Raw genomic sequence first — 23,682 nt, 5'->3', positions numbered from 1 at the left:
TCGGTCGGCGCCAGTTTGATGCCGTCAACCTGTATGGATTGAAGTTCCAGTTCCTCACCGTTCAGTCTGACCTGATTAGAGCCCAGACGGTTTCGTTTAAATTCCATTACTGATGTTACGGTTGTTACTTCTTCTTCCAACACAAAAGTGAGTTGAACATCCGTAATGGTGAAGGCGGGCGCCTGATAATCTTTTAAATGGATTGTTGCGGGCTGAACGGCGGTGTTTGACACGTGTTTAATACCTTTTCTAGAGTGCGGCTGCTAGGATACTCTGAATGAGGGCGCGATCAAGAGGTGATCTTATAGACAACACCTGTATACATCTTCTTGATTTTCAAGCTTTGATATGTGGATTGCAGTGTTTCAAGGGGAATTCGTCTTATTGCTCAATCAGTGCAGAAAAGATTTCAAGTGAAAGCAGTGGAAGCCTGTTTCTATTCTTGAAATTTGTTAAATTGAAGCCTTGTATTGCAGTTACTTCTTGCCAAGTGTCGATATGCGCTTATAACTCTTCCGTTCAGCTTCATGGGATGAGAGAGGACGCAACCCAAGCTGAATAATGTTTTTGACTAGATTATAAGGAAACTGTCATGTTTAGAGGATCACTCACCGCTCTTGTTACTCCGTTTGATGGAGAGAGCGTGGATGAAAAGTCGTTCCAATCCTTTGTAGACTGGCAGATAAAATCCGGAACAAAGGGTCTTGTGCCAGTTGGTACAACGGGAGAGTCTCCAACTTTGAGCCACCCGGAACATGATCGTGTTGTAGAACTTTGCATTGAAGCCGCTGACGGGCGCGTTCCTGTTATGGCAGGGGCGGGATCAAATAACACCGCCGAAGCAATCCGTTTGAGCCAGCAGGCCCAGAAAGCTGGAGCGGACGCCGTTCTGATTGCGATGCCTTACTATAACAAGCCAACTCAGGAAGGCATGTATGCCCATTTCGAAGCATTGAATAATGCTGTCGATATAGACATATATATCTATAATATTCCTGGGCGCAGCATTGTCGATATGGCGCCTGAAACAATGGGCGAGCTGTCCAAGCTGAAAAATATCGTTGGTGTAAAAGATGCCACTGGCGATGTGTTTCGTGTTTCCAAGCAGCGGCTGCATTGTGGTACTGACTTTAATCAGCTTTCCGGCGAAGATGGCTCGGCAATCGGTTTTAATGCGCATGGCGGAAACGGCTGTATTTCTGTGACGTCAAATGTAGCACCGGCGCTGGTTTCTCAAATGCAGGAAGCAAGTCTTGCCGGGGATGTCAAGGAAGCGATGCGAATTCAGGATTTGCTGACCCCCTTGCATACGGCAATGTTCATTTATGCAAGCCCGGCCCCGGTAAAATATGCGTTGTCCCTGCTGGGTAAATGCAAGCCAACCGTTAGGTTGCCGTTGGTCGAAACGCCTGAGATTGTTCAAAAAGAGATCAAGGCGGCCTTGCAATTTGCCGGGCTTCTTGATTAACCCTGAAGACGTTTGGAAAATGACAAGTAAAACCATCGCGGATAACCGGAAAGCCCGGTACAATTATTTCATCAATGATGAGTTTGAAGCTGGTATCATGCTCGTTGGTACGGAGGTGAAAAGCCTTCGTGCCGGCGGTGCAAATATTCAGGAATCATACGCTTCTTTTGAAAATGATGGTTTGTATCTTGTGAATGCGCATATCGCTGAATATGACTTTGGAAACCGATTTAATCATGCACCTTCCCGGCCGCGTAAATTGTTGATGCATCGGCGGGAATTGGCGAAACTGGAAGCGCAGGTGCAACGAGCGGGCAAGACATTGGTACCGCTTTCGCTTTATTTTAATGAACGCGGCAAAGTCAAAGTAAAGATCGGTTTGGCCTCTGGTAAGAAGCAGCACGATAAGCGCGCAACGGAAAAAAGCCGTGACTGGAACAGAGAAAAGCAGCGCTTGCTCAAAAGTAGCAGTTAGTTTGTTTCAGTGACAACCGTGCTACTGTAAATAGCGTGGTTTTGGCGGCTCTTCGCCATCTGTATTTTCAAGGCTTACATCCCCTGAAAAATCCAGTCCGAGAGACTGGTTTTTAATCCACACCACATGTCCTGTTTTTTCCTCGTCAAATAATAGGGAAGAGCGAATTGTCACCGGTGTGCCCACAGGCAAGTCAAGCGGAACCCAAAGCCGGGCACCACCTTCGCTGAAATCCAGCAAATTCCCGTTAAAACGACTGCTGCTCACCAGCACGGTCGCCGGGCAATTTACCGGTAATCTTTCAAATTTACGGACAGACTGTTTTGGCAAGTCGTCATTTTGACATATGGGTAAGGAGCCTAACGGCAGATACGCCAGCGCTTGTGGTGAATAATGTGGTTCTTTACGTTCCTTGGATTTGACGGAGACATGGATTTTTTCGGTGCCCGCTTTTTGTATTCGTGAAAATGCCGCATCGGCCTTGCCGACAGTGCGGATTTTTTCCCGTTGACCAAGACGGGCTTTTAATCGGCTTCTCCATGTATCGGGTGTTATACAGCCAAGGGGATCCGGCGTCGTCAGGTCATCCAGTTTTTCCTGATCAAAATTAAGACCGTGTTGGATGGCTTTTCCGATCATCCATCTTAAGGCTATATCAGACAACCGGCTGTCTCGCTGACCACCGGTAACATTGGAATGTTTGCCTGCAAACCAGACTTGTTCAATTGAGGTGAGATGATCGGAGTCAGATCCTAACAGGACATTTGGTTTGAAGTCTGTATTCACCTCATCAAGAGCGAGTGCCTGATATACGGATTTAGTGTTGGCGGAGACCCGTTCTCTATGGAATTCAGACCACAAGCGCGTTGCAGATCGAAGCAGGAAGGTAGGGGCCCCCATATGCCCGACAGGGTCCCAGCATCCCAGAAATGTAATAGAAACCGAGCGAGCCTCGAATTTTGATCGCAGGGCTTTGCCGGAAACACCGTTGCGGGCTTTTTCAGATAATCGGCTGTAATTATAGGCGTCCATGAGACCATTGTTGGAGTCAATATGGAGAAGGCCGGAAATACTAATCATTTCAGCCAGACATTGCATGGTGAAGGCGCCGCGCCCCGCTCCGAAAAGATAGATTTCATCACCGTGCATATAGTTTTGCATTAGAAACTGATAGGCCGCGAAAATCTCGCGGCGTAAACCCAGACCTGTCAGGCGGGAAAAGGCCGCAGTAAATCGCCGGTTTTCAATCTGATCATTTTGCAGGAAGCTAATCTGTTTTTCATGTGAGGTGGTTTCAGGCAGTAGGCATTGAAAGGCCAGCGTCGCATTTCCTGTGACGGCCCGCTTTCCACTTCGTTGCTGGGGTTTAATCCAGCTATGGTCATTAAAAACGACCAGTTTACGTGTCATCAATCTTACCCCAAGAAGTGTCTAGATGCTCTTGAATAACCCAGCACCATAGGCACGCGTACCCCCATGTCTTAAGCGAAGAATGCACTCAAAATCGATAACAATTAGTTAAAATTTTATCAATAACGATGATGTCCCTAATTTAACGCATATTAGAAAAAAATAAAACCCGCCACAGGCGAGGCGGGTTTTATAAGGGCCGGAGCGTATGTTTCGCTGAGATCAGGCAGATTTTTCGATATCGTCATACGGACCAAATCCGTCGTCGTAATCGTCATATTCATCATAGTCAGTACGGTCTTCGGTGGATACGGCGCGGCCAATTTTATTTTGGATATCTTTAAGCTCGATAAAGAAATCAGCCTGCCGTCTCAGTTCATCTGCAATCATTGGCGGGCTTGTTTTTACTGTACTTGCCACAGTAACACGGACGCCTTTTCGCTGGATGGCTTCCACCAGGCGACGAAAATCACCGTCCCCAGAAAACAGGACCGCATGGTCGATACGTTCGCTTAACTCCATCATGTCGATGGCAAGTTCGATATCCATATTGCCTTTAAGCTTGCGGCGGCCTGTTGCATCGGTGAATTCTTTGGTGGGTTTTGTGACCATGGTAAAACCATTGTAATCCAGCCAGTCCACGAGTGGGCGAATGGGGGAATATTCCTGCTCTTCCATTAAGGCTGTATAGTAGAAGGCACGCACCAGGCGACCTTTATTCTTGAATTCGCTTAGAAGCTTTTTGTAGTCAATATCAAAGCCCAACGAGCGGGCTGATGCATATAGATTTGACCCGTCGATAAATAGGGCCGTTCTTTCTTCAGCGTAAAATGTCATGGGATTTGTCCAGAATTCTTTATTATTTTTGTTGGTCATCGTATCGGTCTTGTGAGATACCGGCACTTATATGCATAGCAAAATCGCATTTTTTGCACCAGCGATAATTTTTACACTGACTATTTCCGGGGTCTAAGATGCCTCCGAAGGCGATAGGCAGGTAAGCAGGGCTGTTTTGTCCGTTTAAGGTTTGAGGTACTAAATGATTTTTATTGGGATGGGTGCCAATTTGATGCATCCGGTTTACGGTGAGCCTGTCAACAGCCTTAAAGCGGCTATTCGGACACTGGAGCAACCCGATCTGATGGTGATTAAACGTTCAAGTTGGTACAAAACAGCGCCGGTTCCGGTTTCAGATCAGCCGTGGTTCGTGAATAACGTCATCGAAGTTGAAACTTCTCTACCCATGGAGGGGTTGTTAAGTCGCCTGCATGAAGTTGAAAAAGAATTTGGCCGGGTAAGAGAAGTTAAATGGGAAGCCCGGGTTCTGGATCTGGATCTGTTGGCCTATGATAACCAGATTACGCTTAATCAGGATCAGACCAAGGGCAGCGTTGTCCCGCATCCGTTTATGCAGGAAAGGGCCTTTGTTTTAGCCCCGCTGGCGGAAATAGCCCCCGATTGGGTCCATCCAACACTGCAACAATCCGCGGCAGAGTTACTGGCGCGGCTGAGCCCGGTACAGGCGTTTGAAATTGTGCCAGATTAACAGCGTCACTTAGAGGCCGAAAAAAAATGCCTTTTTAATGGAAAATAGGTCGCTTGGGCTTGCATATTTTTCGCTAAGGGAATAAGAAGAAGTTTAAATCATATACATTTGGAGTATTGTTTATGGCTCGCGTGACCGTTGAAGATTGCGTCCAGAAGGTTCCTAATCGTTTTGAACTTGTCCTACTAGCTGCCCGTCGTGCGCGCGGTATTGCGGCAGGTTCCATGCTGACTGTCGATCGTGACAACGATAAGAACCCTGTTGTTGCACTTCGCGAAATTGGTGATGAAACCATCGATCTTGATGATCTGAAAACAAGTCTGGTCCATACACTTCAGCGGCGTGTTGAGGTTGATGAGCCGGAAGAAGACAATATGGCAGCTTTGATGAGCTCTAGTTCTGAATGGGCTGGAGTTGTACAGGAAGGCGAGCCAGCCGAAACTTTTACGGCAGACGAAATCGGTGCGACTGAAACAGGCGCAGAAAAGCCTGCAGCAGATACGACCGAAGATCCATTCTCATAAGATTTTAAGTTATATCTAGTTAATGGGGGCGGAGCGTTGTCTTGGCAATTCTCGGCCCCTATTTCTATAGAATGAGAAGGTTCGGTGTGTCCAGGAGAGTGAGCGCGGATAAAGTGAATGTTAAGACAGGTTGAGCTTGTAGAGCGCGTTCTTAGTTATGATCCACAGGCGGATGAGGATCTCCTCAACCGTGCATATGTATTTACTGTCAAAACCCACGGCAGTCAGATTAGAGCCTCAGGCGACCCTTATTTCTCACATCCCATTGAAGTTGCCGGTATCCTCACCGAATTGAAGCTTGATACGGCGACAATCATTACCGCCTTATTGCATGACACGATTGAAGATACAGTCGCCACTCATGATGAAATCCAACAGATATTTGGATCTGAAATTGCCACACTGGTAGACGGCGTTACCAAGCTGTCCCAGTTGGAATTGCAATCGGATCGTACCAAGCAGGCGGAAAATTTTTCGAAATTGCTTGTGGCAATGTCCAATGATATCAGGGTGTTGCTGGTAAAACTTGCGGATCGACTGCATAATATGCGGACCCTGCATTTTATCAAGAAACCAGAGAAACGGTTGCGAATAGCAACAGAAACGATGGAAATCTACGCGCCGTTAGCGGAGCGGATTGGTATCCAGAATTTCAGGGATGAACTGGAAGACCTTGCCTTTGTTGAATTGAACAATGAAGCCCGCCGCTCGATTTTGCGCCGCCTTGAATATTTGCGTACAGAAGGCGAAGACCTTGTCGAGAAAATTGTGAGCTCGTTGAAAGACGATCTGAGCGAAGCCGGATTTCAGGCAGAAGTTTCCGGTCGGGAAAAGCGCCCGTACTCCATTTGGCGAAAGATGGAGAAAAACAACGTCGCGTTTGAACAGTTATCCGACATTATCGCCTTCCGGATTATCGTCTCTACCGTGGAACAATGTTACCATGTGCTGGGGAACCTGCATGCGAAATATGCGATGGTGCCAGGACGTTTTAAGGATTACATTTCGACGCCCAAACGCAATAACTACCGCTCCCTGCATACCACGATTATCGGCCCGGAACGGCAACGTATTGAAGTCCAGATCCGAACCCGGGAAATGCACGAAACCAATGAATACGGTGTTGCGGCTCATTGGCAGTATAAGCAGGAAATTGGCGACGCAGTTATTGAAGGACAGCAATATCGCTGGCTGAGGGAACTTCTTGAAATTCTTGAAGAAGCCTCTGATCCAGATGAATTTCTGGAACATACCAAGCTTAATATGTATCAGGATCAAGTCTTCTGTTTCTCTCCAAAAGGAGACTTGATTTCCCTACCTGCGGGCAGCAGTCCCGTTGATTTTGCCTATGCCGTTCATACACAGGTCGGTGATACCTGCGTCGGGTCCAAAGTCAATGGTCGGATGGCGCCTCTCAGGACTGTTTTGCATAATGGGGATCAGGTCGAGATCTTACGATCCAAAAACCAGACACCATCGCCGACGTGGGAAAGTTTTGTTGTTAGCGGGAAAGCCCGATCTGCAATTCGCCGGTTCATCCGACATCAACAACGCGATCAGTATGTAGAATTAGGTCAGTCTATTGCTGAAAAGGCGTTCAGAACCGAAGGGAAGCCGTTTACTGAAAAAGCTTTGGCACCTGTACAAAAAGTGTGGGGCCTGGACAGTATTGACGACGTCTATTACTCGCTCGGGGACGGCACCCATACAGGGCGGCAACTGCTGGAAATCGTCTTTCCGGGCGAGAAGAAAAACCTGGACGACAAAGACGTTCTTGCGCTTAAAAAATCAAAACCGGCAAAACGGTCCAAAGACCGGCATGCTGTGCCGATCAAGGGACTTATCCCGGGCATGGCGATGCATCTTGCGGGCTGTTGTCATCCGCTTCCCGGGGACAGGATCGTTGGAATTGTCACAACAGGTAAAGGCGTCACAATTCATACCATTCATTGTGATACATTGGAGCAGTTCGCAGAGGTTCCTGAACGTTGGCTGGACGTTTCCTGGCAGACGGAAGGTCACGAAAGTGAACAGCTGATTGGCCGGATGAATGTTGTCATGGCAAATGAGCCGGGGGCGTTGTCCAGTATCACATCCACAATTGCTGCGAATAACGGAAATATTAACAATCTGGTGATATCAAATCGCAGTGAGGATTTCTTTGAGATGCGGATCGATGTGCAGGTCCGCGATGTCAAGCATCTTACTAACATAATGGCGGCCTTACGGGCTGATCCCGTGATCAGTTCGGTTGAGAGAGCCACGAATTAAGGAACCACTTTAATGACACATGACGACGTATTGGATCATTTTCGGGAAACTGAAGCATTGCTGGAAGGTCATTTCCTTCTGAGCTCTGGATTGCATTCCGATCGTTATTTGCAATGTGCAAAAGTGCTGATGCATCCAGAACGGGCCGCGATCCTATGCCGAGCGCTGGCGGATAAAGTCATCGCGTCCCTTGGGGAAGGGGCCGTTGATGTTGTTGTCGCGCCTGCCATGGGCGGTGTGATCGTTGGCTATGAAATGGCCCGCCAACTGGGTGTTCCGGGTATGTTTACGGAACGCGTCGACGGTAAATTTGAATTTAGGCGCGGTTTTGAACTTAAAAAAGGCGCCCGAGTGATTATGTCTGAAGATATCGTGACGACAGGAAAATCCAGCCGGGAATGTATTGAAGTTATTCAGGCTGCTGGCGCGACCGTGGTTGGAGCAACCTGCTTGATCGACCGATCAAATGGATCTGCTGATGTGGGCGTACCACTCTTTTCTCTGATGGGAATGGATGTCAAAACATACGAAGCTGACAAATTGCCACCAGAGCTTGCGAAAATACCTGCCATAAAGCCGGGTAGCCGCAATCTTACGTAAAACAAGAGACCGCAGATGTTCAAACGGAACTCCAAACCAACCACTATTATGAAGGTGGCTAATTTTTTCTGGCCGTCGATTGGTTTTAAACGATCGACACAGTATCTGGGCTATCGCCTTGCGCGGTTGCCGGGTACACCTTATTCGTTGGCGGCTGGATTTGCGTTTGGAGCAGCAATTTCGTTTACTCCGTTTGTTGGGTTTCATTTTCTTCTAGGTGGTTTACTTGCCTGGGTGTTTCGGGCGAATATCATCGCGTCAGCCATCGGTACGGCCGTTGGAAATCCGTGGACCTTTCCTTTTATCTGGACGCTTATTTATAAGTTGGGCATTTGGTTGCTGGGCCGTTCTGGAACAAAGAGTAGCGTTTTCGGTGCCGATACGGTCGAGCATTTCGTCAATAATCTGTTTCAAAATGGCTGGCAAAGCGTGTCGAATATTTTCGGCGATGTTCTTTTTCCCATGCTGATCGGGTCTATTCCTGTCTTTATTGTCGTCTGGATCATTTTTTTCTATCCCTTGCGCGCACTTATTCGTAAATTTCATGCGAGACGAGCGGATGCATTATTTGCAGCGCGCTCCCAGCGAATACCAAAAGAGAAAACCGCTGGTCAGGAAACACTGGATAACCGTGGATGAAATGAAACATTTAAGACTGGGCGTAAATATTGATCATGTCGCAACAATCCGTAATGCAAGGGGCGGCGTTCATCCAGATCCTTTGCGAGCGGCGAAAATGGCGGAAAAGGCTGGCGCCGACGGGATTACTGCTCATCTTAGGGAAGACCGCAGGCATATTGCCGATGGCGATATTACTAAACTCGCGGCCAATCTAAGCATTCCATTGAATTTTGAAATGGCAGCGACCCAGGAAATGCTGGATATCGCGTTGATGCATACGCCGCACGCGGCGTGTCTGGTGCCTGAAAAGCGCGAAGAGCGCACGACTGAAGGCGGACTGGATGTTGTCGGCAGTAAGGATGCGCTGACTTATTATGTTTCAAGCCTGCAGTCAAAAAATATCCGGGTTTCGTTATTTATCGAACCCGACGCCAAACAGTTGGAAGCCGCAGCGGATCTGGGTGCTGATATTGTCGAATTTCATGTTGGTCCCTTTTGTGATGCTGTCTCGGGCGATAAGCAGGCGGCAGAGTTGAAGCGTATACAGCAGGGTGCGGAGGTTGCCGAGAAACTTGGAATCGAATGCCATTGCGGTCACGGTCTGACCTACGATACGGTTGCGCCGATTGCACAGATCCCGACCGTGGTTGAATTGAATATTGGGCACTTCCTGATCGGAGAAGCGATTTTCTCGGGTCTTGTGCCAGCTATTCAGAAAATGCGTCATCTTATGGATGAGGCCCGCGCGCAAATTCCGGAAACCTGAATTTATGATTATCGGAATTGGAAGCGACCTGATTGATATCCGTCGTATTGAAAAAACCATTGATCGGTTCGGAATGCGTTTTTTGAACCGAATTTATACGGATGTTGAAAAAACAAAATCTGATAAACGGATGAACCGGGTGGAATCTTATGCCAAAAGATATGCGGCAAAAGAGGCCTGTTCAAAAGCATTGGGGACGGGATTTCGCAAAGGGGTTTTCTGGAAAGATATGGGGGTGGTCAATCTGCCGTCTGGAAAGCCGACCATGAAACTGACAGGCGGTGCATTAAAACGTTTGCAGGAAATTACACCAGAGGGTATGGAGGCGGTCATTCATCTAACCATTACAGATGAACCGCCGATAGCTGAGTCTTTTGTTATGATAGAAGCTGTTAAACTGGCCCAATAATCTATAGTAAGTAATTTAAATAATTTGAATTTGAAATTCAGGCTTCCATTGCGGAGCCTGATACAAAAAACAGTTAGGCGATTTTGATGAAAGAAGACGTGGCAAAAAAAGACGAAGGCTGGTTTGGGGAAACCGTTCGTACGGTCGTTTATGCCGTTTTGATAGCAATGGTAATTAGAACATTTGCTTTCGAGCCGTTTAAAATTCCATCAGAATCCATGCTGCCTACTTTGAAAATTGGCGACTACCTTTTTGTGTCTAAGTATTCATACGGGTTTAGCAAGCATTCGTTTCCTTTCAGCATGGGTCCATTTGAAGGCCGTATTCTGGAAGATCTACCAAAGCGCGGGGACGTTGCGGTTTTCAAAAAACCAGTTGGAGAGCCCATCGATTACATCAAACGGATTGTTGGTCTGCCCGGCGACAAACTTCAGATGCGCGACGGTGTTTTATATTTGAACGGTAAAGCCGTAACCCGCAAAAAGGTCGACGATTATGTTGATCGCGACATTCATGGTAATGTCCGGCGTTATACGCAATATGAAGAAACACTGCCGAACGGCGTGTCTTATATGACAATCGATGTTGTCAAAAATAGCACGGCCGACAATACAGGCGTTTATACGGTCCCGGCGGGACATGTTTTCGGGATGGGGGATAACCGCGATAATTCTACAGACAGTCGCTTTTTGTCTCAGGTCGGTTATATCCCTATTGAAAATCTTGTTGGTCGGGCCGAAGTTATCTTTTACTCCCTTGAAGGGGGCACCAGCTTCCTTGAAATTTGGGAAGTACCGTTTGCAACCCGTTGGGAACGCGTGCTGACAATGTTGAATTAATGCCTAGTAATAAGAAACCCCTGCATCAATTTATGGTCAAGATTGGCCATAATTTTAACGACGAAAGCTTGCTTGAAGAAGCGCTGACACACTCGTCCCTGACCAAGGGAGGGAAGCGCAGAAAAGGGCAGATACGGGACTATGACCGTCTGGAGTTTCTGGGCGACAGAGTTCTCGGGCTTGTAATAAGTGAAGAGCTTTTTCAGCGTTTTAAAGGGGCTGAGGCAGGCGAATTGTCGCGCCGATATAATGCGCAGGTTCGAAAAGAAACGCTTGCTGAAATCGCACAGCAACTGGATCTGCAAGATTATATTCTGATGTCAGAGGATTTGCAGGCTGCGGGTGGGTGTGAAAACCCGTCTATCCTGGAAGATTGTGTTGAAGCCCTGATCGCGGCCCTGTATCTGGATGGCGGCATGAAGGTCGCCCGCCAGTTTATCGAGGCCAACTGGTGGTGCCGGCTTGATAACAAAAGCGCAAAAAATAAAGATCCTAAATCGGCCCTTCAGGAATGGGCTGCCAAGCAGGGTAAACCCATTCCCGTATATACGGTTATTAATGAATGCGGACCGGATCACGCCAGAACATTTACAATCGAAGTATTTGTCGAGGGCTATCCGACCTATGGTGCGAGCGCTATGTCTAAAAGAGGGGCAGAGCAGCTTGCCGCTGAAAAGCTTTTGAAAGAACAAAGAAATGGATAGTACTGAAATTCCTGCTGAAGGAACCAAATGTGGGTATGTAACCCTTCTGGGTGCGCCAAATGCCGGTAAATCAACTCTGTTAAATCAGTTGGTGGGGGCGAAAATTGCGATTGTGTCGCCAAAGGTGCAAACGACGCGCGCGCGCGTAACGGCAATTGCCATTGAAGATAACTGTCAGATGATTTTCGTCGATACCCCGGGTATTTTTGCGCCAAACCGGCGTCTGGAAAAAGCCATGGTGAATGCTGCATGGGAAGGGGCACAGGACGCCGATAAGCTGACTTTGCTTGTGGATAGCATTCGAGGGATTACCAAAGATGTTGAACGCATTATCGATGGCCTGCAACAGGCGGGTAAAACGGCTCATTTGATCCTTAACAAGATTGACGCAATCAAGCGACAGAACCTCCTTGGATTGGCAAAGGAACTCACCGATAAAGGGGTTTTTGATAAGGTCTTTATGATTTCGGCCTTGACCGGTGATGGTGTGCCTCAATTGCGCGCAGAGCTTGCTAAAGAGCTGCCTGATGGTCCCTGGCTCTATCCAGAAGACCAGTTGGCACTGGCTCCCATGCGGAGTTTGGCGGCTGAAATCACCCGTGAAAAACTGTTTTTGAGAATGAATCAGGAATTACCCTATTCGTTGACGGTTGAAACAGAAAAATGGGAAGAACGCAAAGATGGGTCGGTTAAGATCGATCAGGTGATTTATGTGTCCCGGGCGAACCATAAACCGATTATTCTTGGTAAGGGCGGACAGACCATTAAAAAGATTGGCGAACTGGCTCGTGCAGAACTTGAAGAAAGCCTTGGGCAAAGAGTTCATCTTTTTCTGTTTGTAAAAGTACGTGAAAAATGGATGGACGATGCCGAACGATATCAGGAAATGGGACTGGAATTTCCGAAAAACTAATATAAGGCAATCCCTTAGCGGATAAGCAAAGCCGGCTCTTTTTTGAAGGGCCGGCTTTTTTGTATTTTAGCCCCATAAAAATTCCTTAAAATTATTTTGAAAATGGATTTTTGGAAACAAATTTTTAAGAATTTACCCTCCATTATGATTTCGTAATAAACGACATATTAAATTATTTTTTGAAATCGTACCGTCGATTGTCTGATTATTGAGGAGTAGGATAATGGCACAGTTGGATACAGGCGTAATTTCGATGCAACTCTCCAGAGCAGAAGAGGGACTACCAGAAGAGCAATTTCGGGCCGGACTGCTTTACTCTACAGGTGACGAAGTGCCGCTTGATCTTGTAACCGCGCACAAATGGTTCAATCTTGCTGCAATGAACGGTGTGGTCGAAGCTCGTGAATGCCGTGCAGAAATCTCTCAAGACATGTCTCCTGAAGAAATTGCGGCTGCGCAGAAACAAGCCCGCGAATGGTATCTGTCTCACTAAGAACCTTTTGCTCTCCCAGGCAGATGCGCGCGTCTCGTCGGTTTTGAACGGGTCGCTGATATCTGCTGGCCATACTGTGATGGTCCCGAATACCGGCCTGTCTATATAGAGTGCAGAGTTTTGATGTTGATTTTGGCGTGTTTCAGATAATGCCAGAGCATCACTCATTTTGGAGGGAATATCTTATCGCAGTGGGGGCATATAAGGAAAAGACTTAATCCTTGGACCACACTTTTTTAGAGGCGACTATCAAAACCCCCATCCTGTATCCAATCGCAAACAGGCTGCTAGGTTACTAGCAACTCTTCATCTAAGCATGTACGGGATTTTGGAAAGATTACCGTCACGGTTGTTCCTTCGTCAGCGATACTGGAAAGTGTCACATCGGCTCCATGGGCATCACTGAATTTCTTGACCAGTGTCAAGCCAAGCCCTGTTCCCTCATAATTCAGCATCGATGCAATCTGACTGCGCCTGAAAGGCTCAAAGATATGGGGCAGGAATTCTTTTTCAATACCAACGCCATGGTCTGTCACCATAAGCTTGATTTTATTTTTTTCGAGGGACCAAAAAATATCAACAGTGCCGTCTGGTTTTGAAAATTTTATGGCATTGGATGCCAGATTGACCAAAATCTGTTTCAGTTTAATCGGGTCAGCGTGAATGCGAAGGGTGGGGGGATCAATTTTAATGTTGAGGCGAACCTTGTTCTCCTTGGCCTTTTGACCGGTCAGCGCCTTGCAGGATTGGCTGATCTGCCAGATATCTGTTGTTTTTTCATTTAGAACGATATCACCAACCTCAACTTTTGAAAGATCCAGCACCTCATTGATAAGGGTTAAAAGATGTGAGCCTGCCTCTTCAATATCGCGTGCATATTCCTGATATCGTTGATCCGAATGCGGTCCATAGACGGCCTCGGACAACAGGGATGAGAACCCGATGATCGCATTTAGGGGTGTTCTTAACTCATGGCTCATATTCGCCAGAAATTCTGATTTTGCCCGATTGGCCAGTTCAGCGGTTTTCTTCGCGTTCAGCAACGCTTCTTCGTTTCTTTTTTCTTCTGTAATGTCCCGTTGGATAGACACAAAACCGCCACTGCTAAGGCGCCGGTCTGTCGTTTTGATCCATCTTTTATCTTTAAGTTGAACAATAAAAGAACCTTCCAGTCTTTGGCGATATTCCTTCTTCTGATCCAGATAGTCCTCTTTTGATTGAGAGGTGTCAGAAATCACAACATTACCACGGGAGACATCAATTTTACCTAATTCCTGGTAATGGACACCGGGGGCGGTTTCTTCTTCTGAATATTGGTAAAGTTCACGAAATTTGGCATTGCAGGTGACAAGATGACCGCCATCGTCATAAATGACAAAAGCATCCGAAATACTTTCGAGAGCATCTAATAAGACAGTCTCCAAATTGCCAGCCCCTTTAGTTATTGTGCGCCTAACCGTTATGTCCCGGTCAAATCATTGTTGCAGGTTGCCCTGTAGAATGGGCGCCACGTTCGATTTTTCAAAAAAAAATCGTAAATTGAATATGTTAACAGAACGTTAATTGAATTAGGTGATTAGAATTTTAATAAAATTCGTTATACGAGTTTTGTTGTAAAAATCAAAGTAAAAACAAAGGTTTGTGGATGAGCAACATCATTCGTTCTCGTTAAAGGTTTTGCCGTCTCCTTGATCCGTTAACCTTTTGCAGGCAGGCGGTATGGGGAGGAAATATTTACGCGCCTCCCACCTTATCACCCGCGTTATAAACCTGTTGGATCGCTGTTCACTCGCGGGTGAGGGGGCACCGTACCCTGCTGAAAACATTTTTCGGAATAATCGTCCATTAGGATCGAGCCAAAACGGGGCTTGATGATTACCTATTGGTGTGTACAAACCAGTGGCGCGAGGGATCTGATCGGAACATATATAGAACAAATGTGGGGCTGTCGGGGATGGAGATTGGGTCGATTACTTTGTTTTATGCGCGCTTCGTTCCGCATAAACAAAAAATATCCCAATTTTAAAAAAGGGGTTGCAACCTATAGAAATTCTGCCATATTGCGCGCAACGGTGAAGTGGCCGAGTGGCTGAAGGCGCTCCCCTGCTAAGGGAGTATGGGGTTGATAGCTCCATCGTGGGTTCGAATCCCACCTTCACCGCCATAAATTACAGTTATCTGTAAGGCGTTGAAAAATATATAAAAATCAAAACGCCGATTTTTCAAAATTTCCCAAAACCGTACAAAAAACCGTACAAATTACAGTACAGAGACATTTTGCATATGTCTATGGTCTTTAATTGGATCTTATCTAGAGCACGAATATTCATTTCATATGTGAAGGCGAGTGTATGTAGAGACCTCAAAAATATTCTATTGTGTTCTTCGTCCCCATGGGGGACTTACTTAGTTGAGATTTTTGTTGATCATACCTTTAATTATTTAACATTAATCATAAGTAGGATTCTATTAGTCGCTTTAGGCTCTAAAATAATTAAGTAACATTAGGTTTGAGTTCGATTTGACAACCCAATAAATAAATCGAGAAGCTATGCCTCAAAGAGCAGTTATTAAAGAAAAAGATGGTACACAAGATGTACTTGCTTATGAGTTGTCTGATAAGCAATGGTACGGAGCTATCGAAGCGGCACAAGCAAAAAGACTCAAACTACCTTGTTGTGGCGTAAATGCACTTCCCAAAAGCTCGGAAACAATGATCCGACATTTTTCGCATCCCCCATATACTCTTCAAAATTGTCACGCGAAAAAGACTGGTGAGGCTCATGATGCGATTGTGGCGTCAGTTGCTCAGATGGCGGCAGGTCTTGGTTGGAAAGTCACCCCGGAAGCTAAGTTTGAAGACATTATTTGTGATCTCGTCTGTGAAAGAGAGGCTTCAGGCTTCCGGATTGGTTTTGAATTCGAGACAGGTACTCGAAGTAAAGAGGTGATTGAGAAAACTGAGAAAATTTTGTGTGGTGGAGCTGTCAGTGCTTTGTATTGGTTTTTTAAAAAAGGTCGTAAAGGCGGTCTTCCTAGTGTGACACATTCTAGTATATTCAATGCGTCATGTGATGATAAGGGGATAGCTGCTATCACCTCTCAATGCCTTGGAATACTAGTGGAAATTGAGGAACTATTTGAGACAGCAAAAAAATTTTTGAAATCCCTAAAAGAACAAAAAATTAAATACCAGATTAACATGAAGGACGGGTTTCCAGAGTCAATAACCACATTTCCTGAAGGAAGAGACAGGCCCCACATAATTAAATTTGAACGAGATCGTTTTGAAGTGATCTCTCCGAATACAGAAGTGGACGCGAATAATTTTGAGCAAGGCGAGAAAACTGCCAAGGCCCAAGAAACGTTAATCAATATTGTTCGTAGAAACCTGAAAGAAGGATACTCTTTATGGTGGGATGGGCACCCAAATTTACTTAAAGATAGCTTTAAACGATTGAGAGAGAATATTCATCAAACACATATGGTGAAATCGAAAAATGCCTATGAGGATGAATTTGGTCGTGAGCAAATGCAAGAAGGCCCTGCTAATTTCTCCAATGATACTTTGTTTTCCATCCGTCCTGATGAGGGCCATTTATCAAACAATTCGTTCTCATCTACTGCTTATCATTCTTCTACTTCTTCCATTCAAAGCGAGAGTTCTAGTTTTGTGGAAATGCGGATCAAGGAAGTGATGGCTTTTCTAAGATATCATTTCGGAGATAATTACGTCGCGGAGTTGTTGGATAAACCCATGGTGGAAATTGGTAATTTATCTCCTCGTCAACTAGTGGAAGAGAAGAGCCAAGCACTTGAGTTAATTCAAGTTGGGCTCGGATATCGAGATCCTGTTACTAAAAAGAACATTAAACCAATACCTGCTTTAAAACTTGAGTAAGCATCTAAGGGATTAATTTTGGTCATCAAGGGTTTTTGCTGCAGATATTTCATTCACTGGTTCAAAGCCCATTTCAGATGCAAAGTCATTGGCTGGAGTATGGCCAACAAATTTCAGAACTTGAATGCCAATTGGGATCAGGGCGAGCCCTTTAAAGTCATTTGCCGTGTAGCAAAGCAATTCTGCGGCGACATTGCAGAGACTTTCATGTCCAGGGGCTTCTGATAAAATCTTTTTACAATCTGAACTTATAAATTTGGGGCAGCAATCCACTATCGATCCATCCAGCTTTGTATAATTGAGCGCACGAAGTTTGAACGTCACTTGGTCCTCTTTTTCATGAGCAAATTTTTCTCTTCGCCACCAGAGATTTGATATAGCGTGTGGACTAAGGTCCTTGTGGTGCGCTTTTGCTACTTTTCCAATTTCTTTGATTTTGAGATCTGCTTCTGACAAGGGGAGGCTGATGTCGCACCGATAAACGCCATTTGGAAAAATGGTTCTATCAGGTTCGTCTAACTGGGGCGAGACAAGCTCACAATTTTCAAATTTGATAAAGGACATAATAGATACAGGTACAAATACTGTTTTAGGTTTTCAGGTATCCATTTGTATGTAAGTAAAAAAATATTTTTTAAAAATAAAAAATTAGAAAAGATATACCTATTGATTGGTGCATAATAAAGAATCGCGGGGATATAAGAAAAAATTATTTTTTTCCAAGCACTTTATTATTTTTATTTTGCTCAAAACAGTTGGGAAAATTTTCTATTTACGTATTTGAAAAATATCCACCAGTTATTGAAAGGATGTTTTGTGAAAATAGTAACTAGATTAATTGTAGTTCGATATGGACTGAATGTTAAGCAAATTCAAAAATTAAAAACTGTCATTGCCAATGACAACTTTCCTTCACTTAAAGGAGATGTTTCATTTTACCAACTAAAACGGGAGGATGAGGAATGCTGAATTGTTTCTCTTTTTGCTCGTTCGCCAGGGACCCCATTGTGCGTACAGCTCATCAATTTTTTACGGCGTTCAGCCGTAGAAAAATTGGATCAGTACTCTCAATGGACCTGGCCAAAGGGGAGCAAGCTCCCCCTTGGATCCCCCTCTGCGCATATGTATGCGGAGGTGCTGTCGATGAGTGAAAAATACACAGAGCGCCTGCATCTCAAAGTCCGCCCGTCGGAGAAGCAGAAAATCAAAACGCGTGCCATGATGGCTGGTGTGAGTTTGTCTGATTTTCTACGTCAAACAGCGGTCATTTCAATTATTCAGCCACGGCAAGATCTGTCTGAGTTGATAGCGGCAGTAAATGCAATCGGCAGAAACTTCAACCAGATCTCCAAGCATTGTAACATGCATCCGCACAATCCTTTTACTCGACCCATCACCATCAGCATTTGCCAATGTGAGGAAATGTTGGAGCAGTTAATAGCTCATGTGAAAAGGAGGAAGTAATGCTGATCAAGCATCTTCGAAATGGGCGTGGACCTGCATCTAAGGCCTTTGGCTATTTTTTATCTAAATTCGATGCGAAAGGTCGTCTGCGAGTTCCGGCTCCGGTTCTTGTGTATGGCAACCCCAACTTGGTTGGAGCATTCATCGATGCTTCTCCGCACCAGCTAAAATACACCTCAATGGTGTTGAGTTTTGCTGTTGAGGATAGTGTAACGAGAGACAATCTCGGTGAACTTATTGAAGAGGTCGAAACCCTTGCGTTTGCAGGCATACCTCTCGATTGGCGTCCACCTGGCGTTTGGGTCGAGCACCGACATACAGGTGGAGAACGGGCAGAGTACCACTTTGTTTATCCGCGTCGTTTGATGGACCCAAAGCAGCGGTCGTACAATATGTATCCACCCGGGGCGCATGACCCCTGAAACGCTCTGAGGGATTTTTTTAACCATAAATATGGATGGGCATCTCCCACAGAACCAGGTCGCCGACGGCTGTTTAAACAGCCCGGCTACCTACGCCATCTTTCACCTGATCAAATTCCTCCACGAGAAAAGCTTCGGAGTGAAATCTATGCCGGAATCTACGAGTTGATCTTAGCAGGTGAAATTGAAAACATACACGATGTTAAGGAAAGACTAATTGATGCAGGATTCATCGTCGCAAGACAAACAAAGAAAGCAATTTCCGTCAGGCAACCCGGAGGAAAACAAAACCTTAGACTCGACGGCGCTGTTTTCGAAGAACAGTTCCGATCTATCGAAGACATTTCGCCAGAAGCAGAACGATCAGACCCTGATCCTGAAGCATATGAACGAAAACTTCGAGAACTTCGAGAGACGCTTGATGGATACACTGATAGAAGAGCTGAGCAAAATATCAACCGCTTCCAGTCAGAAAAGACCGCCGTTCTACGACCAGCAAACGCCAATCGTGGTTTCGTCGCCGTTCAAACCGATTTCGATACTGCTTTGCCTAATCTTGATTGGAGTACTGTCGAGTGGTTTCTGGGTAGTCCATCGAACGACATCGGCGATAGTAGAGAACAACAATCGTCTGTCTCAGCAGATTTCCGAAATTGCGACAATCCAAGAATTGACGGGAATTTTGTCGAGCCTCTCCCAACTACAAATGACAACGGTGGAGGACAAGATCTGGATCCAAGTGGAGGAACATCAGCGTGGCAAAATCCTCCAGGAGCGAAGCGGGCACTGGATTCAACTGAAAGGACAGTAGCGGATGAACAAAATCATCGATACGACGACTCCAATTCAACGTTTGCTGATCGAGCAGAACGAAAACTTCAACAACGAGATCGACGAGCGGCTGCGCGAATTGGAGAGTGCAGTGAAGAGATTGACGATTGTTGTGCTCGAGTCCGAGCGGCAGGTCGAAGTCATGAAAGACTGGTTGAGGAACTGGATGAGCAATCAAGAGTGTATGTTCGACGAACGCATGACTATGCTGAGTTCTTCACTAAGATTGCTCGAAGAGCGAACAAACTCGGTGAGCGAATGCTCAATGCAGTTCGACGAGCAGGAGAATTTACTGCGCGACTTAGAAGAGGCGTACAAACCGCAAGAGTCACTTCTCTCAGGCTTGAAGGATTTAATCGGCTTATTAAACAGTACGTTCAAAAGATGAAATCCCGAGAACTAGAGCAGTTGCGATCGAAATCGACTAAGAACATCCAATCTAAAAGAAGAGATACTGACTTTGAGCGTTAGATACCCTTGGTGGATGGTGCGCATTGGAATGTTTGTCCGGCGGGACGGGTGTCCGGACAAACATTCTAACACTCACATCATCAAGAGGATATCTTATGAAAATTGATTCAACCGCTGTTACACAGGCGATTTACTTTACCAAAAAACCACCCGAATTCTTCATCCCTGCCATGACTGGCGGTGCTGCATCTGACGATGAACGCAAGGCAGCTCTTCTTTTCTTTGAAACATATAATGAAGGCTTTATGGGCGACGGCTGTGCCACGGATGCCGAAATCATTAAAGCCGTCCAGAAGCGCAAGGGCTTTGGGCCGGTCATGATCACACGGAAGATTGACAGTCTTCTCCTCCTTCCAGCAGATGTTAATTAAGAAAGGATAAGTCATGTCTCATAATCGTTCTGTTATCAACGAGCAACATCTCGTCGAAATTACCTATTTTACTAGCCCGCCTCCTAAGATTGTTCATCGGGCTGCTGCGGTTCTGGATAAGGAACTGACTGGCCAAGAATATGAAGAGGCCATGTCTTTTACCATGAAACATGGTCAGAAGATGGAAGTCCGATCAAACGTCTCCAATGATCAGATCATTGAAGTGGTGGAAGGGCTTGGTGGGCAAGGGCCCATTCTAGTCTCCAGCATTTACAACTACACCATTGAAGCCCAGCATGCCTCATCACCAAACAACGTAACATCTGACAAGGAGTAATATCATGGCCTACACAGAAAACATGACTACCGTTTATTACTTTGACCAAAATCGATCCCGGCTTGTTCTTGGCCATCCCCTGGATGATCCGGAAGCAGAAGATTTCCGTAAAGATGAACTCCACGACTTCATTCTCAATCATCAGAAGGAGCTCCAGATACCCGGGCTTCTGTCAGATCAGGATGTAAAGGAAGAGGTACAAAAAAGGGGCGGCCATCCGCCCCTTGAAATTATCCGCCAAAAACAGGTCACGTCGTATCTCGATAGTTTTGAAGAGATGGGGAACCTGCCGCACGAGGTGTTTAGGGGTGGGTTTTGAAAGAGTTGATATGCTCCTATATTGAAGTGAATATTGGGGGCTCAGATCTCTCTAGCTAAAATAAAAGCTCTCAGTAAGCCGTAACTGGCAACTGCGGGCTTTTTTACAACCTCCTTTTAAATTGACATAGGAATTTGCAAAATAGATTTACCGGATTTATGACTTTAATTCTTATGTGTTTTCTTTAGTCAGGATGCAGGAAGTTTGTGTTTTAATCTTAAATGAAAGAACCGATGTTCTGTAAAGGCTTTACTTAATTTCGCTTCAATTTCAAGATATCTATTTACTTTTAGCTTTAAAGAACATAATGTGAACAAAAAATAGACACAACTACATATTGATGCAAAGCTTTAATAGAGGTACAACATAACGATGAACATGCAGAATACTAGCCATGCTGTTATGTCGCAGCGTTATGAAGGGAAAGAGAGCGCTGATAATTTCCCTACCCCGCCATGGGCGACCAGAGCGCTGATAAAATATGTTATTCGAAATGAAGTTCACTCATCTCAAACATGTTTAGAGCCTGCATGTGGACAGGGGCATATGGCAAAGCCTCTGGAAGAGTATTTTCAAAGTGTTGTCGCTAGCGATATTATTAACTACGGTTATGGTTCGACAGCAGATTTTCTCGGCAATAGAGAAAAAGATGTAGATTCTCCGGCAAGTTATGACTGGGTAATTACTAATCCACCATTTAGATTGGCAGAGGAGTTTGTTCATAGAGCTCTTGAAGTTTGCAATATTGGAGTAGCGATACTTGCAAGAACAGTGTTTTTGGAAAGTGTAGGTAGATACGAGCGACTTTTTAATGTCCATAAGCCTGCAAAATTCGCCCAATTTGTTGAACGAGTTCCTATGGTCAAAGGTCGACTGGATCAAAAAGCTTCAACAGCAACGGGATATGCTTGGATTGTTTGGAAGAAAGACAGTGCAGATATATGTGAAACAGTCTGGATTCCTCCCTGTCGAAAAGAGCTGGAGTTGAACTCCGACTACGCATATCCAATAGCACCTAAAAAAATACAAAAAGATGATGGCTCAACATTGTCTCTGTTTGAGCCTGAATTTCAGTTTGATGTGTGACTACTAGGATCATGTTGAGTTAGTTGTTGTAATTGCTCAATGGACAACATCGTATCTTTATTCCTGTGAACTACGCGGTGACAGTTCGGGCACAAAGGTACTACTTTTGTAATTGCCTCAGATAGTTCATTTCCAGTTCCATCATTTCCAGCTAGATACAAAGGTTCTAAATGATGAAATTCAATCAGTCCTGCACCAATTTCGCCATATTTTGATTGTCCCTCAAACCCGCACCCAACACACTGAATCACACCTTGTTTTGAAAAGTGAGTTTTTGCATACTCGATTAATAAACGTGATCTCTGGCGTGTTTTAATGCTGGTAATTTGAACAGCTCCTTCTTCAATAACAACATTCTCAAAATCTTTTTCCGCAATTTCTGAACGTTGCATTGCACTAAATCCCTGTGAGGATAGGGCTTCCTGGGTACCTGCAGTTTCATGCAAATAGGTCTTACCAAGCTCGGTGATGATATATTTATCACCTTCTTTTACTGCGAACCCTTTATTTTCAAGTGTATGATGGGAGCCTAGTAAATTTCTTACTTTTTGACTGAAGCGGTCATCAGTTCTTCCTGAAAGTATCATAAGATCTGTTCCGGAAGGTTGGAGCATTGCTCTAAGAAGCGGCTGCATCTGGGTCGTTGATAACTCTGTATGTTCTGACAGTAAAGTAAGAGCTGGCAGTACTAATTCTGCTTCAGAATATTCCATTTAGTGCTCACCCTCCATTTCGAAATAAAACCTAATTTTCCGTATTGGTTGTATTTTACAAACATTAATGCTCTAATGAAAGTTAAATTGGGGGCGGTCAAGCATATAGAGTTTTCTGACATCTATTCGCCGTGAATAAATAATATTTTAAAAGGAAATGGGCGTGAATAATCAAGAAATCGCGAATGCTCAGAGGTTACACATTATTCAGTATATTGATGACACTATTGATAGAATGCTCAAAAAGGACTTCGTTGAAGACCCAATACTGGGAAAACAATTATCGCATGCGGCCAGCATAGCGGGTTCAACTCAAAAACGTCATGGCCTGGTTTTGGAGAAGTCCATTCTGTTTTCATTGAAACAATATGAAACTTTAGATTTTCTAGTATGGGATGATCCTATGTTTGGAGTTTCTGCAGTAGCCGACAATATGGTGAATGCGGCGAAAGACCCTTTCTCACTTCTTGGTACTGATGTGCCATATGGAGAGGCCGTGCGAACTCTCCAAATAGACCTTATTGTTTATGATCGTGAAAAAAAGCATCTATCTGCATACGAAATTAAACGCGGAAATGCGGTGCATGACGCAGGGAAAAAAAGATCAATAATTCGAGATTATGTGTGCCTGAATCTTTTATTAAAAGAATATGGTAGGAGTCGTGAACTGGAGGTCCAAACATCTTCGTGCAATATAATATTTTATTATGGTTCACTTTCAATACCTA

The 23,682-nt window shown here is 45.1% G+C and carries 29 protein-coding genes and 1 tRNA gene; 24 read left to right on the top strand and 6 right to left on the bottom strand.

The genetic code is table 11. The features are described 5' to 3' along the window. A partial coding sequence (locus ACJAYR_RS16105) for a hypothetical protein (protein ID WP_415237548.1) occupies window positions 1-233 on the bottom strand: 233 nt, incomplete at its 3' end. Window positions 234-592: 359 nt separating this feature from the next. On the opposite strand from ACJAYR_RS16105, the gene dapA reads away from it, so the two are divergent. Together dapA and smpB are read left to right on the top strand one after the other, a co-directional pair. After that, window positions 593-1,468, top strand: a complete 876-nt coding sequence (gene dapA, locus ACJAYR_RS16100) for a 4-hydroxy-tetrahydrodipicolinate synthase (protein WP_415237547.1) — start codon at window positions 593-595, stop codon at window positions 1,466-1,468. A gap of 19 nt (window positions 1,469-1,487) precedes the next feature. After that, the gene (gene smpB, locus ACJAYR_RS16095; protein WP_169545240.1) at window positions 1,488-1,943 is read left to right on the top strand and encodes an SsrA-binding protein SmpB; all 456 of its coding nucleotides are present in this window, start codon (window positions 1,488-1,490) and stop codon (window positions 1,941-1,943) included. 21 nt (window positions 1,944-1,964) lie between these two features. Here the strand turns inward: smpB and ACJAYR_RS16090 are convergent, their stop codons facing one another. Together ACJAYR_RS16090 and ACJAYR_RS16085 are read right to left on the bottom strand one after the other, a co-directional pair. Beyond that, window positions 1,965-3,353: a phospholipase effector Tle1 domain-containing protein gene (locus tag ACJAYR_RS16090; RefSeq protein WP_415237546.1), complete on the bottom strand. Its 1,389-nt coding sequence runs from the start codon at window positions 3,351-3,353 to the stop codon at window positions 1,965-1,967. 222 nt (window positions 3,354-3,575) lie between these two features. Next, window positions 3,576-4,190, bottom strand: a complete 615-nt coding sequence (locus ACJAYR_RS16085) for an NYN domain-containing protein (RefSeq protein WP_415237545.1) — start codon at window positions 4,188-4,190, stop codon at window positions 3,576-3,578. Between the two features lie 202 nt (window positions 4,191-4,392). Between ACJAYR_RS16085 and folK the strand changes: the two genes are divergently transcribed. The 11 genes from folK to ACJAYR_RS16030 all read left to right on the top strand — a co-directional run bounded on the left by folK (window position 4,393) and on the right by ACJAYR_RS16030 (window position 13,039). After that, window positions 4,393-4,899, top strand: a complete 507-nt coding sequence (folK, locus tag ACJAYR_RS16080; RefSeq protein ID WP_415237544.1) for a 2-amino-4-hydroxy-6-hydroxymethyldihydropteridine diphosphokinase — start codon at window positions 4,393-4,395, stop codon at window positions 4,897-4,899. 122 nt (window positions 4,900-5,021) lie between these two features. Next, window positions 5,022-5,423, top strand: coding sequence for a DNA-directed RNA polymerase subunit omega (rpoZ, locus tag ACJAYR_RS16075; protein WP_169545244.1), 402 nt, complete (start codon window positions 5,022-5,024; stop codon window positions 5,421-5,423). A 117-nt stretch (window positions 5,424-5,540) separates the two neighbouring features. Continuing rightward, window positions 5,541-7,694, top strand: coding sequence for a RelA/SpoT family protein (locus ACJAYR_RS16070; RefSeq protein ID WP_415237543.1), 2,154 nt, complete (start codon window positions 5,541-5,543; stop codon window positions 7,692-7,694). Window positions 7,695-7,706: 12 nt separating this feature from the next. Then, window positions 7,707-8,294: an orotate phosphoribosyltransferase gene (pyrE, locus tag ACJAYR_RS16065; RefSeq protein ID WP_415237542.1), complete on the top strand. Its 588-nt coding sequence runs from the start codon at window positions 7,707-7,709 to the stop codon at window positions 8,292-8,294. 15 nt (window positions 8,295-8,309) lie between these two features. Next, window positions 8,310-8,933: a DUF2062 domain-containing protein gene (locus ACJAYR_RS16060; protein WP_415237541.1), complete on the top strand. Its 624-nt coding sequence runs from the start codon at window positions 8,310-8,312 to the stop codon at window positions 8,931-8,933. A 1-nt stretch (window position 8,934) separates the two neighbouring features. Next, window positions 8,935-9,681, top strand: a complete 747-nt coding sequence (locus ACJAYR_RS16055) for a pyridoxine 5'-phosphate synthase (RefSeq protein ID WP_415237549.1) — start codon at window positions 8,935-8,937, stop codon at window positions 9,679-9,681. A 4-nt stretch (window positions 9,682-9,685) separates the two neighbouring features. After that, window positions 9,686-10,090, top strand: coding sequence for a holo-ACP synthase (acpS, locus tag ACJAYR_RS16050; protein WP_415237540.1), 405 nt, complete (start codon window positions 9,686-9,688; stop codon window positions 10,088-10,090). 86 nt (window positions 10,091-10,176) lie between these two features. Then, window positions 10,177-10,929, top strand: a complete 753-nt coding sequence (gene lepB, locus ACJAYR_RS16045; RefSeq protein ID WP_169545249.1) for a signal peptidase I — start codon at window positions 10,177-10,179, stop codon at window positions 10,927-10,929. Continuing rightward, window positions 10,929-11,633, top strand: a complete 705-nt coding sequence (gene rnc / locus ACJAYR_RS16040) for a ribonuclease III (RefSeq protein ID WP_169545250.1) — start codon at window positions 10,929-10,931, stop codon at window positions 11,631-11,633. Before lepB ends, rnc begins: the two co-directional genes overlap by 1 nt. Further along, window positions 11,626-12,546: a GTPase Era gene (gene era, locus ACJAYR_RS16035; RefSeq protein WP_169545251.1), complete on the top strand. Its 921-nt coding sequence runs from the start codon at window positions 11,626-11,628 to the stop codon at window positions 12,544-12,546. Before rnc ends, era begins: the two co-directional genes overlap by 8 nt. A 223-nt stretch (window positions 12,547-12,769) precedes the next feature. Then, window positions 12,770-13,039, top strand: coding sequence for a sel1 repeat family protein (locus ACJAYR_RS16030; RefSeq protein WP_169545252.1), 270 nt, complete (start codon window positions 12,770-12,772; stop codon window positions 13,037-13,039). 287 nt (window positions 13,040-13,326) lie between these two features. On the opposite strand, the gene ACJAYR_RS16025 is transcribed toward ACJAYR_RS16030, so the two are convergent. Further along, window positions 13,327-14,463 carry an ATP-binding protein gene (locus ACJAYR_RS16025; protein ID WP_415237539.1) on the bottom strand — a complete coding sequence of 379 codons (1,137 nt, stop codon included), beginning with the start codon at window positions 14,461-14,463 and terminating at the stop codon, window positions 13,327-13,329. A 647-nt stretch (window positions 14,464-15,110) separates the two neighbouring features. On the opposite strand from ACJAYR_RS16025, the gene ACJAYR_RS16020 reads away from it, so the two are divergent. Continuing rightward, a tRNA-Ser gene (locus ACJAYR_RS16020) sits at window positions 15,111-15,203 on the top strand. 387 nt (window positions 15,204-15,590) lie between these two features. After that, window positions 15,591-16,940 carry a hypothetical protein gene (locus tag ACJAYR_RS16015; RefSeq protein ID WP_415237538.1) on the top strand — a complete coding sequence of 450 codons (1,350 nt, stop codon included), beginning with the start codon at window positions 15,591-15,593 and terminating at the stop codon, window positions 16,938-16,940. A 12-nt stretch (window positions 16,941-16,952) separates the two neighbouring features. Here ACJAYR_RS16015 and ACJAYR_RS16010 read toward each other — a convergent pair whose 3' ends face one another. Next, complete coding sequence (locus ACJAYR_RS16010; protein ID WP_415237537.1) at window positions 16,953-17,396, bottom strand: hypothetical protein; 444 nt, start codon at window positions 17,394-17,396, stop codon at window positions 16,953-16,955. Between the two features lie 687 nt (window positions 17,397-18,083). Here ACJAYR_RS16010 and ACJAYR_RS16005 point away from each other — a divergent pair. The 8 genes from ACJAYR_RS16005 to ACJAYR_RS15970 all read left to right on the top strand — a co-directional run bounded on the left by ACJAYR_RS16005 (window position 18,084) and on the right by ACJAYR_RS15970 (window position 22,241). Then, a complete protein-coding gene (locus ACJAYR_RS16005; RefSeq protein ID WP_415237536.1) occupies window positions 18,084-18,404 on the top strand; it encodes a plasmid mobilization protein in 321 nt (106 codons plus the stop codon). After that, complete coding sequence (locus ACJAYR_RS16000; RefSeq protein ID WP_415237535.1) at window positions 18,404-18,826, top strand: hypothetical protein; 423 nt, start codon at window positions 18,404-18,406, stop codon at window positions 18,824-18,826. The genes ACJAYR_RS16005 and ACJAYR_RS16000 overlap by 1 nt, the downstream gene beginning before the upstream one ends. Window positions 18,827-19,043: 217 nt before the next feature. Further along, complete coding sequence (locus ACJAYR_RS15995) at window positions 19,044-19,637, top strand: hypothetical protein (protein ID WP_415237534.1); 594 nt, start codon at window positions 19,044-19,046, stop codon at window positions 19,635-19,637. Between the two features lie 3 nt (window positions 19,638-19,640). Continuing rightward, window positions 19,641-20,045: a hypothetical protein gene (locus ACJAYR_RS15990; RefSeq protein ID WP_415237533.1), complete on the top strand. Its 405-nt coding sequence runs from the start codon at window positions 19,641-19,643 to the stop codon at window positions 20,043-20,045. 178 nt (window positions 20,046-20,223) lie between these two features. Further along, window positions 20,224-20,499, top strand: coding sequence for a hypothetical protein (locus ACJAYR_RS15985; protein WP_415237532.1), 276 nt, complete (start codon window positions 20,224-20,226; stop codon window positions 20,497-20,499). 13 nt (window positions 20,500-20,512) lie between these two features. Beyond that, window positions 20,513-20,836 (top strand): hypothetical protein, encoded by a 324-nt coding sequence (locus ACJAYR_RS15980; protein WP_415237531.1) that lies wholly within the window; start codon window positions 20,513-20,515, stop codon window positions 20,834-20,836. 4 nt (window positions 20,837-20,840) lie between these two features. Next, window positions 20,841-21,155 (top strand): hypothetical protein, encoded by a 315-nt coding sequence (locus tag ACJAYR_RS15975; RefSeq protein WP_415237530.1) that lies wholly within the window; start codon window positions 20,841-20,843, stop codon window positions 21,153-21,155. A gap of 372 nt (window positions 21,156-21,527) precedes the next feature. Next, the gene (locus ACJAYR_RS15970) at window positions 21,528-22,241 is read left to right on the top strand and encodes an SAM-dependent methyltransferase (protein WP_415237529.1); all 714 of its coding nucleotides are present in this window, start codon (window positions 21,528-21,530) and stop codon (window positions 22,239-22,241) included. On the opposite strand, the gene ACJAYR_RS15965 is transcribed toward ACJAYR_RS15970, so the two are convergent. Beyond that, a complete protein-coding gene (locus tag ACJAYR_RS15965) occupies window positions 22,226-22,954 on the bottom strand; it encodes an HNH endonuclease (protein WP_415237528.1) in 729 nt (242 codons plus the stop codon). The genes ACJAYR_RS15970 and ACJAYR_RS15965 overlap by 16 nt on opposite strands. Before the next feature lie 163 nt (window positions 22,955-23,117). Here ACJAYR_RS15965 and ACJAYR_RS15960 point away from each other — a divergent pair. After that, the coding region (locus ACJAYR_RS15960) for a hypothetical protein (RefSeq protein ID WP_415237527.1) at window positions 23,118-23,682 on the top strand (565 nt) is incomplete at its 3' end.

The organism is Sneathiella sp., assembly GCF_047631475.1.
Lineage (GTDB): Bacteria > Pseudomonadota > Alphaproteobacteria > Sneathiellales > Sneathiellaceae > Sneathiella.
The sequence above is the reverse complement of the archived record's forward strand: the minus strand, read 5'-3'. Positions and strand labels throughout refer to the sequence as shown.